This window comes from Pseudoduganella lutea (genome assembly GCF_004209755.1).
Lineage (GTDB): Bacteria > Pseudomonadota > Gammaproteobacteria > Burkholderiales > Burkholderiaceae_D > Rugamonas > Rugamonas lutea.
In genome coordinates, this window is the sequence record NZ_CP035913.1 from 4771704 (window position 1) to 4785574 (window position 13871).

Annotated in this window: 11 protein-coding genes; 10 read left to right on the forward strand and 1 reads right to left on the reverse strand. The window is 65.6% G+C overall.

All coding sequences use genetic code 11. The features are described 5' to 3' along the window. The first annotated feature begins 3 nt into the window (after positions 1 to 3). From EWM63_RS20330 to EWM63_RS20345, 4 genes are read left to right on the forward strand one after another with little or no spacing between them, the layout of a single operon-like run. A complete protein-coding gene (locus EWM63_RS20330; protein ID WP_130188160.1) occupies positions 4 to 735 on the forward strand; it encodes a 3-ketoacyl-ACP reductase FabG2 in 732 nt (243 codons plus the stop codon). Then, a complete protein-coding gene (locus EWM63_RS20335) occupies positions 732 to 1958 on the forward strand; it encodes a beta-ketoacyl-ACP synthase (protein ID WP_130188161.1) in 1227 nt (408 codons plus the stop codon). The genes EWM63_RS20330 and EWM63_RS20335 overlap by 4 nt, the downstream gene beginning before the upstream one ends. 55 nt (positions 1959 to 2013) lie before the next feature. Beyond that, on the forward strand, positions 2014 to 2460 hold the full coding sequence (locus tag EWM63_RS20340) for an excinuclease ATPase subunit (RefSeq protein WP_130188162.1): 447 nt from the start codon (positions 2014 to 2016) through the stop codon (positions 2458 to 2460). 4 nt (positions 2461 to 2464) lie between these two features. Further along, a complete protein-coding gene (locus EWM63_RS20345; protein ID WP_130188163.1) occupies positions 2465 to 3058 on the forward strand; it encodes a 4'-phosphopantetheinyl transferase family protein in 594 nt (197 codons plus the stop codon). Here EWM63_RS20345 and EWM63_RS20350 read toward each other — a convergent pair whose 3' ends face one another. Then, positions 3059 to 4009, reverse strand: coding sequence for a polysaccharide deacetylase family protein (locus EWM63_RS20350; RefSeq protein ID WP_229487396.1), 951 nt, complete (start codon positions 4007 to 4009; stop codon positions 3059 to 3061). It abuts the gene before it with no gap. Positions 4010 to 4092: 83 nt separating this feature from the next. Here EWM63_RS20350 and EWM63_RS20355 point away from each other — a divergent pair, with 83 nt between their 5' ends. From EWM63_RS20355 to EWM63_RS20380, 6 genes are all read left to right on the forward strand, one after another. Next, the gene (locus EWM63_RS20355; RefSeq protein WP_130188165.1) at positions 4093 to 4821 is read left to right on the forward strand and encodes a class I SAM-dependent methyltransferase; all 729 of its coding nucleotides are present in this window, start codon (positions 4093 to 4095) and stop codon (positions 4819 to 4821) included. Positions 4822 to 4912: 91 nt separating this feature from the next. Then, complete coding sequence (locus tag EWM63_RS20360) at positions 4913 to 6811, forward strand: MFS transporter (protein WP_130188166.1); 1899 nt, start codon at positions 4913 to 4915, stop codon at positions 6809 to 6811. 117 nt (positions 6812 to 6928) lie between these two features. Next, positions 6929 to 7699: a hypothetical protein gene (locus tag EWM63_RS20365; RefSeq protein ID WP_130188167.1), complete on the forward strand. Its 771-nt coding sequence runs from the start codon at positions 6929 to 6931 to the stop codon at positions 7697 to 7699. Positions 7700 to 7984: 285 nt separating this feature from the next. Continuing rightward, the gene (locus EWM63_RS20370; protein ID WP_130188168.1) at positions 7985 to 9190 is read left to right on the forward strand and encodes an efflux RND transporter periplasmic adaptor subunit; all 1206 of its coding nucleotides are present in this window, start codon (positions 7985 to 7987) and stop codon (positions 9188 to 9190) included. Between the two features lie 19 nt (positions 9191 to 9209). Then, positions 9210 to 12350 (forward strand): efflux RND transporter permease subunit, encoded by a 3141-nt coding sequence (locus EWM63_RS20375; protein ID WP_130188169.1) that lies wholly within the window; start codon positions 9210 to 9212, stop codon positions 12348 to 12350. Positions 12351 to 12364: 14 nt separating this feature from the next. Continuing rightward, the gene (locus EWM63_RS20380) at positions 12365 to 13774 is read left to right on the forward strand and encodes an efflux transporter outer membrane subunit (protein ID WP_130188170.1); all 1410 of its coding nucleotides are present in this window, start codon (positions 12365 to 12367) and stop codon (positions 13772 to 13774) included. Positions 13775 to 13871: the final 97 nt, after the last annotated feature.

A 13871-nucleotide genomic window follows, 5' to 3' on the forward strand; every position in this document is an offset into this window, starting at 1 on the left:
CCGATGACACGGTCACCAAGCGTGCTGGTGACGGGATCGTCGCGCGGCATCGGCAAGGCGATCGCGCTGCGCCTCGCGCGCGACGGCTATGACGTGGTGCTGCATTGCCGCAGCGGGCGCGCCGAAGCCGATGCGGTGGCGGCGCAGGTCGTCGCCATGGGGCGGGCGGCCCGCGTGCTGCAGTTCGACGTTGCCGACCGTGCCGCCACGGCTGCCGCGCTCGAGGCGGACATCGCGGAGCACGGCTGCTACTACGGCGTCGTCACCAATGCCGGCATCGCCCGCGACAACGCGTTTCCCGCGATGCCGGGCGAAGACTGGGACATCGTGCTGCGCACGAACCTGGATGGCTTCTACAACGTGCTGAACCCGCTGGTCATGCCGCTGGTCCAGCGCCGCAAGCCGGGCCGCATCGTCACGCTCGCTTCCGTGTCCGGCCTCGTGGGCAACCGCGGGCAGGTCAACTACAGCGCCGCCAAGGCCGGCATCATCGGCGCCACCAAGGCGCTGGCGCTGGAACTGGCCAAGCGCGCCATCACGGTGAACTGCGTGGCGCCCGGCCTCATCGAAACGGACATGACGAGCGAGGTGCCGATGGACGAGGCACTGAAGATGATCCCGGCGCGCCGCATCGGCAAGCCGGAAGAAGTGGCCGCCGCCGTCAGCTTCCTGATGGGCGAGGATGCCGCCTACATCACGCGTCAGGTCATTTCCGTCAACGGCGGCCTGGCATGAGCCGCCGCGTCGTCGTCACCGGCATGGCCGGCATCAGCCCGATCGGCAATGACTGGGCCGCCGTGCGCCAGCGGCTGGGCGAGTACCGCAATGCCATCGTGCGGATGGAAGAGTGGGCCAACTACGAAGGCCTGAACACGAACCTGGGTGCGCCGGCAGCGCCGTTCGAGCTCACGGCGCGCTATAACCGCAAGACCACCCGCAGCATGGGCCGCGTGGCGCTGATGGCCACGCGTGCCAGCGAGCTGGCGCTGCTGGATGCGGGCCTGCTCGACCATCCGCTGCTCACGTCGGGGCGGATGGGCGTCTCGTTCGGTTCCTCGGCCGGCACGCCGAGCGCCATCGGCGACTTTGGCCGCATGATGGAAGACCGCACCACGAAAGGCATCAACGCCACCACGTACATCAAGATGATGGCGCACACGGCGCCGGTGAACATCGGCGTGTTCTTCGGCATGACCGGACGGGTGTACACCACGTCGTCGGCCTGCACGTCCGGCAGCCAGGGCATCGGCTACGCCTACGAGGCGATCAGGAGCGGCGCGCAGACGGCGATGCTGGCCGGTGGCGCCGAGGAACTCGATGCCACCGAAGCGGCCGTGTTCGACACGCTGTTCGCCACCAGCACGCGCAACGATGCGCCGCACACGTCGCCGCGCCCGTTCGACGGGCAGCGCGACGGCCTCGTGATCGGCGAGGGCGCCGGCGCGCTGGTGCTGGAAGAGCGCGAACACGCGCTGGCGCGCGGTGCCACGATCCACGCCGAACTGGTGGGCTTCGGCACCAACAGCGACGGCGTGCACGTGACGCAGCCGAACGCGGAAACGATGAAGACGGCCATGCTGCTGGCACTGGAAGACGCGGGCCTGGCGCCATCGGCGATCGGCTACGTCAACGCGCACGGCACCGGCACCGCCCAGGGCGACGTGGCCGAATCGCATGCCACGCACCAGGTATTCGGCAGCGGCGTGCCGATCAGCTCCCTGAAAAGCTATATGGGCCACACACTGGGCGCCTGCGGCGCGCTGGAGGCATGGATCAGCATCGAGATGATGCGCGAAGGCTGGTTCGCGCCAACGATCAACCTCGATGGCGTGGACCCACAATGCGCACCGCTCGACTATATCGCCGGCGCGGGCCGCGCACTGCAATGCGAGTATGTGATGTCGAACAATTTCGCATTCGGCGGCATCAATACCTCGCTCATCTTCAAGCGCATGTAAGAAAACACACAAGAAAAAAGAAACCAGGTTTATCCACCACAGCAAAGGAAGAAAAATGAAAAAAGCGATGTTGACGATGGTTCTCGCGGCAAGTGCCGTAGCCGCCACCCTGCCGGCCGTTGCGGCGGACCGCCAGATGATGATGCCGATCGAAGGCGCGATGAACGTGAACGATGCGAAAGGGCGCCTGGGCGACACGGTGAAGTTCTACTTCGGCGACCAGAAGACGCCGAAGGTGGCCTCGAAGATCACGTCCGACAGCACGAGCCAGAAGACCAACAGCGTGGGCAAGTCGCCGGAAGAAGCCTGCAACTGGGCGTTCCTGTCGGCCATGCTGGCGTTGAAGAAGAAGGCCGAGTCGGTGGGCGCCAACGCCGTGGTCAATATCGTCAGCAACTACAAGCACAAGGAAATGTCGAGCCAGACGGAATTCGAATGCCATGACGGCAACATCGTCAGCGGCGTCGCGCTGAAGGCGGAATTCGTCAAGCTGGCCGACTGAGGCCATGGCGGCCGCGCACGTGTGGCTGGCCCGTATCGACGGGCTGGACGAGGCGCGGTTCGCAGAGTATCGGCAGTGGCTGAGCCCCGGCGAACGAGAGCGCACCTTCGTGCGCGAAGGGCGCCGGCGCCAGTTCATCGCCGCGCGGGCATTGCTGCGGATCGCCATCGGCGCACTGCTGCACGTGCCGGCGCGATCCGTCGAACTGGGCGGCGCGCCCGGCCGGGCGCCCTGGCTGGCAGCGCCCGCCGTGCCGATGCCCGGATTGTCGGTGTCGCACAGCGGGCCGTGGGTGGCCTGTGCGCTCAGTGCCGACACGGCGCTCGGGCTGGATATTGAAATGAAGGATGCCGCGCGCGATATCGCCGCGCTGGCGGAGCATGCATTCGATGCGGCCACGTGCGCGCGCCTTGCGGCGCTGCCCGATGGCGCACGGATCGAGGCGTTTTACGTTGAGTGGAGTGCGCAGGAGGCGCGGGTCAAGCTGGGTGTGGCGGCGGAAGGGTGTTACGCGCTGGCGCACGAGGAACTGTCGGTGGTGGTGTGCAGTGCCGTGCCGCTGGCGCGGCCTGCGCTGCTGGAAGTCGTGGACCTGTGATTACTGCCACAGCCAGTTCCAGAACCCCGGCAGCCGCGGGTGCTCGGCGGCGCTGCTGACGGTGCTGGCCAGCGCCGCCCATTCCAGCGCGTCGCGCTCGTCGTAGAACGGCTTCGCGGCGACGGGCATGTCGAGCTCGCGGGCGACGTCGACGAGGATGCGCAGGTAGACCTCGAGATTGCGGGCCGTGTAGCTGTTGACGTCGTGGAACGTGACGACGACCGGCGTGGCGCCGTCGACGACATGCATGGCGCCGGCGGCCCAGCGCTTGCGGGTCTCGGTGAGCATGGCCAGCATGTTGGAGCGCTTGTGCCAGCTGAAGTTGACGCCCCAGATCTTGCCATCGTTGGCGTTCAGGTCCGTCAGCAGCATGCGCAGGCCATGGCGGTGGTAGCTGTCCAGCGTGGCGGCATCGTAGGCCCAGAATGGCGGGCGCACGAGGCGCGGCGTGGTGCCGGTCAGCGTGCGCAGGTCGTCCACGCCGCGGCGCAGCGAGTCGTCCAGTTCCGCCGTGGCCATGAAGCGGTGGTTGGCGTGCGTGGCGGTGGCCGAATGGAGCGCCACCACGTGGCCATCCGCGTGCTCGCGCCGGATCAGCGCGCGGCCGGTTTCCGTGCCGCCGCCGTGCCAGTGGCGCGTCTGCGTGAAGAACACGGCCTTGATGCCGGCCTGCACGCCGTTGCGGGCGAGGGTGTCGAGCACGCGCACGGTGGAATTGTCGCCGCTGGAGCCGCTCGGACCGTCGTCAAAGCTGAGCAGGAAGCGGATGGGGGCCGGCGCGGCCGGCGTATCGGGAAGGCGCGCCGGTGCCAGCGGGGCGGGGCATAGCGCCGGCGGCGCAGGGCATAGCGCCGGCGGCGCGGCGGGCAGGGGCGCCGGCCCGGCGTCCTGTGCATGGGCAAGGTGCGCTGCGGCGGCGAGAACGACAAGCAGCAAGGTTCGGAACGGCACGTTGAAGGCCCTGGATGAAAAGCGGGGCTGCATTATAAATTGGCGAAAGCGGGCGCGCCCGCATCAATATTGGGGAAAATTGTATGAATGTTCAGCCACAGCGGGCCCAGGCAGCGGCGCCCACCGAGCCGCACGTGCCGGAAACGGCATTCGGCAAATGGTTCCTGCGCACGCCAACGTGGACCGTGCACGTGCTGGAGCGCGCGCTGGCCGACCTCGATCGCCTGATGCCCGCCGGTCGCCGGCACTTCGACGTGGTCGCCGACGTGGGTTGCGGCTACGGCCGCTCGCTGACCAAGCTGCACGAACGCTTCGCGCCGAAGCGGCTGATCGGCATGGACATCGACCCGGAAATGATCGAGGAATCGGGCAAGGAAGTGGCGCAGCACGGCATCGCGGCGGAATTCGTCTGCTGCTCCAGCTCGAACATTGCCTTGCCCGACGCCTCCGTGGACCTGCTGTTCTGCCACCAGACGTTCCACCACCTGATCGACCAGGAGCGCGCGATCGCCGAATTCTTCCGCGTGCTGAAACCCGGCGGCGTGCTGCTGTTCGCGGAATCGACGCGGCGCTACATCCATTCGTGGATCATCCGGCTGCTGTTCCGCCACCCGATGGACGTGCAGAAGACGGCGCCAGAATACCTGGCCATGGTGCGCAGCGCCGGCTTCGACGTGCCGGACAGCGCCGTGTCGTATCCCTTCCTGTGGTGGAGCCGCGAGGACCTGGGCCTGCTGGAGCGCGTCTTGCGCATCAAGCCGCGGGCCGTGCGCGAGGAAACGCTGATCAACCTCGTGGCAAGGAAGCCCTGAGCGGCTACCTGTCCGGGAGCCGGGCGGCGGTTGTCCGTTGCCGGCTTGTGCTGTATTTTGTGCATTCTTTCACCGACCATCACGCATGCCCATGAGCCAGACGCACCACGCCAGTCAGTTCACGCTGTTGAAGCAGCGGCGCTTCGCGCCCTTTTTCTGGACCCAGTTCCTGGGCGCCTTCAACGACAACCTGTTCAAGACGGCGCTGATCGTCGTGCTCACCTTCGACGCCGCCAGCTGGACGACGCTGTCGCCATCGATCGTGACGAACCTGATTCCGGGGCTCTTCATCCTGCCCTACGTGCTGTTTTCCGCCACGTCCGGCCAGATCGCCGAGAAGTTCGAGAAATCGTCGCTGGTCAGGTTCGTCAAGTGGGCCGAGATCGTCATCATGGGCATCGCCGCCCTTGGGTGGATGACACACAGCCTGTGGCTGCTGGTGCTGGCCGTCTTCGCGATGGGCACGCACTCCACGCTGTTCGGCCCCGTCAAGTATTCGTACATGCCGCAGCAGCTGAAACCCGAGGAACTCACCGGCGGCAATGGCATGGTGGAAATGGGCACCTTCGTCGGCATCCTGCTGGGGCAGGTGTTCGGTGACGTGCTGGTGATGCATGGCGAGATGGGTATCCCTGTGGTGGCCGCAGCCACCGTCGGCTTCGCGGTGCTCGGCCTGGTGGCCAGTTACCGGATTCCCCTCACGCCGGCTTCGGCACCGGACTTGCAGATCGCATGGAATCCGTTCGCGGAAACGGTGCGCAACCTGAAGTACTCGTCCGGCAACCGAACGGTGTTCCTGTCAATGCTGGGCAACTCGTGGTTCTGGTTCTACGGCGCGATGATCCTGGCGCAGTTCCCCGTGTATGCGATGACCTACCTGAAGGGCGACCACAGCGTCTTCGTGCTGCTGCTGACGGTATTCTCGCTGGGGATCGGCGCCGGTTCGCTGCTGTGCGAGAAGCTGTCCGGCCACAAGGTGGAAATCGGCCTGGTGCCGTTCGGGTCGATCGGCCTGTCGCTGTTCGGCATCGACCTGTATTTCGCCAGCCAGGGCTATGCCGTGCCGGCCGGGACCATCGATGCGGCCGCCATGCTGGCGCAGCAGGGCAGCTGGCGCATCCTGTTCGACGTGGTGATGATCGGGATCTTCGGCGGCTTCTTCATCGTTCCGCTGTTCGCGCTGATCCAGCTGCGCTGCGATCCGAAGCACCTGTCGCGCACGATCGCCGGCATGAACATCCTGAACGCGCTGTTCATGGTGGCGGCGGCCGGCGTGGCGATCCTGCTGCTGGGCCAGGGCCTGACGATTCCCGAGCTGTTCCTGGCCACCGCCATCATGAACGGCCTCGTGGCCGTCTACATCTTCTCGCTGGTGCCGGAATTCCTCATGCGCTTCCTGGCCTGGCTGCTGATCCACACGGTGCACAAGGTGAAGGTCATCGAATCGGGCCGCATCCCGGAGCAGGGCGCCGCGGCCCTCGTCTGCAATCACGTCAGCTATGTCGATGCCGTCGTCATCATGGCGGCCAGCCCGCGGCCGATCCGCTTCGTGATGGACCATCGCATCTTCAAGACGCCGCTCCTTGGCTGGATCTTCCGCACCGGGAAGGCAATCCCGATCGCGCCCGCCAAGGAAGACCCGTGGCTGCTGGAGAAGGCCTACGTCGACATCGCCCACGCGCTGCACGATGGTGAACTGGTGTGCATCTTCCCGGAAGGGCGCCTGACGACGACCGGTGAAATCAACGAATTCAAGGGCGGCATCGCCAAGATCATCGAGCGCTCGCAGGTGCCGGTGATCCCGATGGCGCTGCGCGGGTTGTGGGGCCACGTGCTGTCGCGCAGCCAGGACAACGTGTTCGAGCGCGCCTTCCGCAAGGGCCTGCGTTCGCGGCTCGCGCTGGCGGTGGGGCAGCCGATGCCGCCGGATGCGGCCACGCCCGAAGTGCTGCAGCAGGCGGTGCTGGAGTTGCGCGGAGACTGGAAATAACGGGAAATAACCGGCACGGCTACGCGGCCATACAACTCGTTACAAATAGGCCACACAAGTTTCAGTTTCCTTTCTAAAATGTTGCCTCCTTTCCCATGCACAAGTGAGACAACGATAATGACCCGTAACTGGAAAGCCGCCCTGTCGGTAGCAACCCTGGCCCTGCTGGCCGCCTGCGGCGGCGATGACGATCCGGCGGACACCTCCACCGGCACCGGCACGCCGGGGGCCTATGCTGTGACGGTAACGCAGGACTTCCAGCGGGGCACGGAGGGCTGGGTCGGCGAGTCGAGCGACTACACGACCGACACGGCGCCCGCCAACGTCGTCTTCGAACATCGCGGCACCGCCGACCTGGGCATCAGCGACTACAAGGACACCAAGGCTTATTACGTGAGCGGCACGAACCGCAGCGACGACCTGCTGCTGTACCTGAAGAAGCAGATCACCGGACTGGTGGCCAACACGGAATACACGTTCGCCGTCGCGTCGCTGAACCTGCTCAGCAATGCCCAGTCGGGCTGCATGGGCGTGGGCGGCGCACCGGGCGAATCCGTGTGGGTGATCGCCGCCGCATCCGCCACCGAACCAAAACCCGTTACCACGAACGGCGACGTTCGCCTGAACATCGACCACGGCAACCAGGCCGCCCCCGGCGCCGCCTCGATGATGCTCGGTAATATCGCCAACGGCCTGCCATGCGAAGGCGCGCCGAAATATGCATCGAAACTGGTGCGCAACAATACCGGCTTCAAGGTGAAGACCGATGCCGAAGGCAAGGTCTGGGTCCTGCTCGGCATCGACTCCGGCTTCGAGGCCACCACCAGCATCTACCTGCAAAACGTGACGATGACGTTCGTGCCCTACGTGGCCCCGGCAAAGACCTGATCTGCTGCTCCATTGGCAAAGCCTCCCCGCCATCGGCCGGGAGGCTTTTTTATTGGCCATTACGGCTGGGCTGGTCGTAATACAACACCGGGACAGTCCCTCCCGGAGGGACTGTCCCCAAGGTTTTTGCAACGGTTCCATAGGGTAACTTCAGTTACTATGGCAGATGATAGCGCTCTCTCTTGCAGATGACTCTAAAGTCAGTTAATGCGTAGCTTCCTAACTTGTATTAGAATGATCGTTCATTCTATCGCGCAACGCCCCAACAAATCAGAAAGACCAGGTATGGCACACACGCTCTCCCGCCCGCCGCTGCGTTCGGCCGGCATCCTTTTCCTCGCATGCGCGGCGGCGCTGACCGCCGGCTGCGATTCCGACAAGAAGCAGCAGGCCGGCGCGCCGGGCGGCAAGATGCCGCCGCCGCAGGTGGCTGTGTACACGGTGCAGCCGCAGGCGCTGGCCGTGGTGACCGAACTGCCGGGCCGCACGTCCGCGTTCCAGATCGCCGAAGTGCGCCCGCAGGTGGCCGGTATCGTCAAGAAGCGCCTATTTACGGAAGGGGCCGACGTGAAGGCCGGCACGCCGCTGTACCAGATCGACGCAGCGACCTACCAGGCCACGCTCAGTGCCGCCAAGGCTGCGCTGACGCGCGCTGAAGCGAACCTGCTGACGGCCGGCCCGAAAGTGAAGCGCTACAAGGAGCTGGTGGAAATCGAAGGTGTCAGCCGCCAGGATTACGATGACGCGGTGGCTGCCGAAGCGCAGGCCCGTGCCGATGTGGAGTCGGCCAGGGCGCAGCTGCAGACCGCGCGTATCAACGTCGGCTATACGACAGTGGAAGCACCGATTTCGGGCCGCATCAGCCGTTCGAACGTAACTGCGGGCGCACTGGTGACAGCCAACCAGGAAACGGCGATGACGACCGTGCAGCAGCTCGACCCGATCTATGTCGACGTCACGCAATCCAGCGAAGAACTGCTGCGCCTGAAGAAATCGCTCGACAGCGGCGGCGTGACGAAATCCGCCGGCAAGGTCACGCTGAAGCTGGCCGACGGTTCCACCTACGCGCAGGAAGGCAAGCTGCAATTCGCCGACGTGGCCGTGGACCCGGGCACCGGCAACGTGACGCTGCGCGCGCTGTTCCCGAACCCGAAACATGACCTGCTGCCGGGCATGTTCGTGCGCGCCATCGTTGAAAACGGCGTAAACGAGCAGGCGATCGCCGTGCCGCAGCAGGGCGTGACCCGCAACCAGAAAGGCGAAGCCACGGCGCTGGTGCTGAACCAGCAGGGCATCGTCGAGCAGCGCGTGATCGCCACCACCGGCACCAGCGGCGACAAGTGGCTGGTGAAATCGGGCCTGGCCGCCGGCGACCGCGTGATCGTCGAAGGCATCCAGAAGGTGAAGCCGGGCGCACCCGCTGTCGTGGCGGCAGCCACCCCGGCCGCGGCCAGCACCGCCGCCGCCAAGCCGGCCGCCGCGGCCCACTAAGCAAGCAGGAGTCAATTCAATGGCAAGATTTTTCATCGATCGCCCCATCTTCGCGTGGGTGATCGCCATCGTCATCATGCTCGGGGGCGCCCTGGCGATCTGGGGCCTGCCGATCGCGCAGTACCCGAGCATCGCGCCGCCTTCGATCTCGATCTCCGGTTCGTATCCGGGCGCTTCCGCGAAAACCGTGGAAGATGCCGTCACCCAGGTCATCGAACAGAAGATGAAGGGGATCGACGGGTTGCGCTACATGAGCTCCTCGTCCGATTCAACGGGCGGCATCAGCATCACGCTGACGTTCAAGAGCGGCACCAACCCGGACATCGCCCAGGTGCAGGTGCAGAACAAGCTGCAGCTGGCCACGCCGCTGCTGCCCACCGCCGTGACGCAGCAGGGCCTCGTGGTATCGAAGGCCACCAAGAATTTCCTGCTGGTGCTGGGCTTCGTGTCCGAAGACGGCTCCATGAACCAGGCCGACCTGGGCGACTACGTGGCGGCCAACGTGCTCGATCCGCTGTCGCGCGTGCAGGGCGTGGGCGACGTCACGCTGTTCGGTTCCCAGTATGCGATGCGCATCTGGCTCGACCCGACCAAGCTGACCAGCTATCAATTGACGCCGGCCGACGTGATCACGGCCGTGCAGGCGCAGAACGCCGAAGTCTCGGCCGGTGAACTGGGCGGCGCGCCCGCCGTGCCGGGCCAGCAGCTGAACGCCACCGTCACGGCGCAGAGCCGCCTGCAGACGGCCGAACAGTTCGGCGCGATCCTGCTGAAGACGCAGACCAACGGCGCCACCGTGCACCTGCGCGACGTGGCGAAGATGGAACTGGGCCGCGAGAACTACGCCACCGTGGCGCGCTTCAACGGCAAGGCCGCCACGGGTATCGCCCTGAAGCTGGCCACCGGCGCCAACGCGCTCGATACCGCCGAGGCAGTAAAAGCCAAGGTCGAGGAGATGAGCAAGCTGTTCCCGAAAGGGATGAAAGCCGTGGTGGCGTTCGACACCACGCCATTCGTCGAACTGTCGATCGAGGAAGTGGTCAAGACGCTGGCCGAGGCCATCGTGCTGGTGTTCCTCGTGATGTACCTGTTCCTGCAGAATTTCCGCGCCACGCTGATCCCGACGATGGCGGTGCCGGTCGTGCTGCTGGGTACCTTCGCCGTGCTGTCGGCGTTGGGCTACTCGATCAACACGCTGACGATGTTCGCCATGGTCCTCGCCATCGGCCTGCTGGTCGACGATGCGATCGTGGTGGTGGAAAACGTCGAGCGCGTGATGACGGAAGAAGGCTTGTCGCCAAAAGAGGCAACGAAGAAATCGATGGGCCAGATCTCCGGCGCGCTGGTCGGTATCGCGATGGTGCTGTCCGCCGTGTTCGTGCCGATGGCATTCTTCGGCGGTTCCACGGGCGTGATCTACCGCCAGTTCTCGATCACGATCGTGTCGGCCATGGTGCTGTCCGTGCTCGTGGCAATGATCTTCACGCCGGCGCTGTGCGCCACGTTCCTGAAGCCGGTGGAGAAGGGCCACCATCTGACCAACCGCGGCTTCTTCGGCTGGTTCAACCGCACGTTCGAAAAGAGCACCGATAAATACCAGGGCGTGGTGGCCGGCATGATCCGCCGCCGCGCACCGTCGATGATCATCTACGCGGTACTGCTGGCCGTGCTGGCCGTGGTGTTCATGCGCCTGCCGACCTCCTTCCTGCCGGAAGAAGACCAGGGCGTGCTGTTCACGCAGATCCAGCTGCCAACCGGCGCCACGCAGGAACGCACGCTGAAGACGATCGAAAAGGTCGAGGACTACTTCATGAACCAGGAGAAGGCCAACGTCGCTTCCGTGTTCGCGGTGGCCGGCTTCTCGTTCGGCGGCAATGGCCAGAACACCGGTATCGCGTTCGTGCGCATGAAGGACTGGTCGGAGCGTTCGGGCAAGGAAAACCGCGTCAGCGCGATCGCCGGCCGCGCCATGGGCGCGCTGATGCAACTGCGCGATTCGATGGTGTTCTCGTTCGCACCGCCGGCCGTGATCGAGCTGGGTAATGCATCCGGCTTCGACCTGCAGCTGCAGGACGTGGGCGGCGTGGGCCACAATGCGCTGATGGGCGCGCGCAACCAGCTGCTCGGCATGGCCGCGCAGAACAAGGCGCTCGTGGGCGTGCGCCCGAACGGTCAGGAAGATACGCCGCAGTACAAGGTGACGATCGACCAGCAGAAAGCCACGGCCCTGGGCCTGGCGGTGGCCGACGTGAACCGCGTGCTGTCCGTGGGCTGGGGCTCGTCGTACGTGAACGACTTCGTCGACCGCGGCCGCGTGAAGAAGGTGTTCATGCAGGGCCAGCCGGATTCGCGCATGGTGCCGGAAGACCTGAACAAATGGTTCGTGCGCAACAACGCCGGCGAGATGGTGCCGTTCTCCGCGTTCGCCAGTGGCGAGTGGATCTACGCATCGCCGCGCCTGGAGCGCTACAACGGCCTGTCGTCCGTGAATATCCAGGGCAGCCCGGCGCCGGGCGTGAGCTCCGGCGCGGCCATGGCCGAAGTGGAAAAGATGATCGCGCAACTGCCGCCGGGCATCGGCTACGAGTGGACCGGCCTGTCGGTGGAAGAACGCGAATCCGGTTCGCAGACGCCGATGCTGTACACGATCTCGATCCTCATCGTGTTCCTGTGCCTGGCCGCGCTGTATGAAAGCTGGTCGGTGCCGTTCTCGGTGCTGCTGGTGATCCCGCTGGGTATCATCGGTACCGTGCTTGCCACGTGGGGCTTTGGCCTGGCGAACGACGTGTACTTCCAGGTCGGGCTGCTGACGGTTGTCGGCCTGGCGGCGAAGAACGCGATCCTGATCGTGGAATTCGCCAAGGAACTGCAGGAAGGCGGCATGCATGTGCGTGAAGCCACGCTCGAAGCCGTGAAGCTGCGCCTGCGCCCGATCCTGATGACGTCGATCGCCTTCGGCCTGGGCGTGCTGCCGCTGGCCCTGGCGAGCGGCGCCGGCTCCGGCAGCCAGAACGCCATCGGCGTGGGCGTGCTGGGCGGGATGCTGTCGGCAACGTTCCTCGGCATCTTCTTCGTGCCCGTGTTCTTCGTGCTGGTGCGCAGCATGTTCGCGTCGAAAGATGCGAAGACCGCGCAGCCGGCCGCCGGCACCACCGTATGAAAGTGAGTAGAAACATGACCAAGACCTTGATTACCCTGGCCGTGACGGCACTGCTGGCCGGCTGCAGCCTGGCGCCCGTGTACGAGCGCCCCGCGGCGCCGGTGACGCCGGCATGGCCGCAGGGCGACGCGTACCAGTCGACGGCCGCCTCGCCGAATGCGAAGCAGGCCTACGACGTGCAATGGCGCGAATTCATCGCCGACGAGCAGCTGGAAAAGCTCGTCGAGCTGGCGCTGGCGAACAACCGCGACCTGCGTGTGTCGATCCTGAATATCGAAGCCGCGCGCGCCCAGTATGGCGTGCAGCGCGCCGACCGCGTGCCGGGCCTGAACGCTTCCGTGGGCCAGACGGCCCAGCGCATTCCGGACAACCTGTCGGCCACCGGCGACGGCTACATCACGCGCCAGTACACGGCGGGCCTCGGTATCCCGGCCTTCGAGCTGGATTTCTTCGGCCGGGTCAAAAACCTGTCCGAAGCGGCGTTGCAGCAATACCTGGGCACCGAAGAGGCGCGCCGTTCGCAGCAGATCAGCCTGGTGGCCGAAGTGGCCAACGCCTGGCTGACCCTGGCGGCTGACCAGGAACGCCTGCGCCTGGCGCAGGACACGCTGAAGAGCCAGCAGATCTCGTATGAGCTCAGCAAGCGTCGCTTCGAGGCGGGTGCCACGTCGGGCCTGGACATGTACGAAGCGCAGACCAGCGTGGAAACGGCCCGCAGCGACATGGCCGTCTATACCGCCCAGGTGGCGGCGGACCAGAACGCGCTGGCGCTGCTGGCCGGCGCCCCGGTGCCTGCCGAGCTGCTGCCGCAAGGCGAACTGCAATCGGTGACGCAACTGGCCGAACTGCCGGAAGGCGTGCCGTCCGAAGTGCTGCAGCGCCGGCCGGACGTGCTGTCCGCCGAGCGTTCGCTGCAGGCGCAGAACGCCAACATCGGCGTTGCCCGGGCCGCGTTCTTCCCGAGCATTTCGCTGACGGCATCGGCCGGCGCGGCCAGTTCCGACCTGTCGAACCTGTTCAAGGCGGGTGCCGGCACGTGGTCGTTCATGCCCCAGCTGAACCTGCCGATCTTCGCGGGCGGCCGCAATCAGGCCAACCTGGACCTGGCCCGGACCAACCGCGACATCGCCGTGGCGCAGTATGAAAAGTCGATCCAGTCGGCGTTCCGCGAAGTGTCCGATGCACTGGCCCAGCGGGGCACGCTCGACGAGCGCGTGGCATCGCAGGCGGCGCTGGTGGAAGCTTCCGAGAAAAGCTACCGGATCCACGAGCAGCGTTACCAGAAGGGCGCCGAGTCGTACCTGAACGCACTGGTGTCGCAGCGCAATCTGTATGCTGCCCAGCAGACCTACATCAGCGCGCGGCTGGCGAAAGCGTCGAACCAGGTGACCTTGTACAAGGTCCTTGGTGGCGGCTGGCAGTAACAGCCGGCGAGCCGTTGGCGTTATTCAACCCAACGGCACTCAACTGGTGTCTGACACTTTTTCCGGATGCATCACCCGGAAAAGGTGTCAGAGACCG

Coding starts and splice junctions, on each gene's coding strand:
- EWM63_RS20330 (WP_130188160.1), top strand. CDS start 4: ATGACACGGTCACCAAGCGTGCTGGTGACGGGATCGTCGCGCGGCATC.
- EWM63_RS20335 (WP_130188161.1), top strand. CDS start 732: ATGAGCCGCCGCGTCGTCGTCACCGGCATGGCCGGCATCAGCCCGATC.
- EWM63_RS20340 (WP_130188162.1), top strand. CDS start 2,014: ATGAAAAAAGCGATGTTGACGATGGTTCTCGCGGCAAGTGCCGTAGCC.
- EWM63_RS20345 (WP_130188163.1), top strand. CDS start 2,465: ATGGCGGCCGCGCACGTGTGGCTGGCCCGTATCGACGGGCTGGACGAG.
- EWM63_RS20355 (WP_130188165.1), top strand. CDS start 4,093: ATGAATGTTCAGCCACAGCGGGCCCAGGCAGCGGCGCCCACCGAGCCG.
- EWM63_RS20360 (WP_130188166.1), top strand. CDS start 4,913: ATGAGCCAGACGCACCACGCCAGTCAGTTCACGCTGTTGAAGCAGCGG.
- EWM63_RS20365 (WP_130188167.1), top strand. CDS start 6,929: ATGACCCGTAACTGGAAAGCCGCCCTGTCGGTAGCAACCCTGGCCCTG.
- EWM63_RS20370 (WP_130188168.1), top strand. CDS start 7,985: ATGGCACACACGCTCTCCCGCCCGCCGCTGCGTTCGGCCGGCATCCTT.
- EWM63_RS20375 (WP_130188169.1), top strand. CDS start 9,210: ATGGCAAGATTTTTCATCGATCGCCCCATCTTCGCGTGGGTGATCGCC.
- EWM63_RS20380 (WP_130188170.1), top strand. CDS start 12,365: ATGACCAAGACCTTGATTACCCTGGCCGTGACGGCACTGCTGGCCGGC.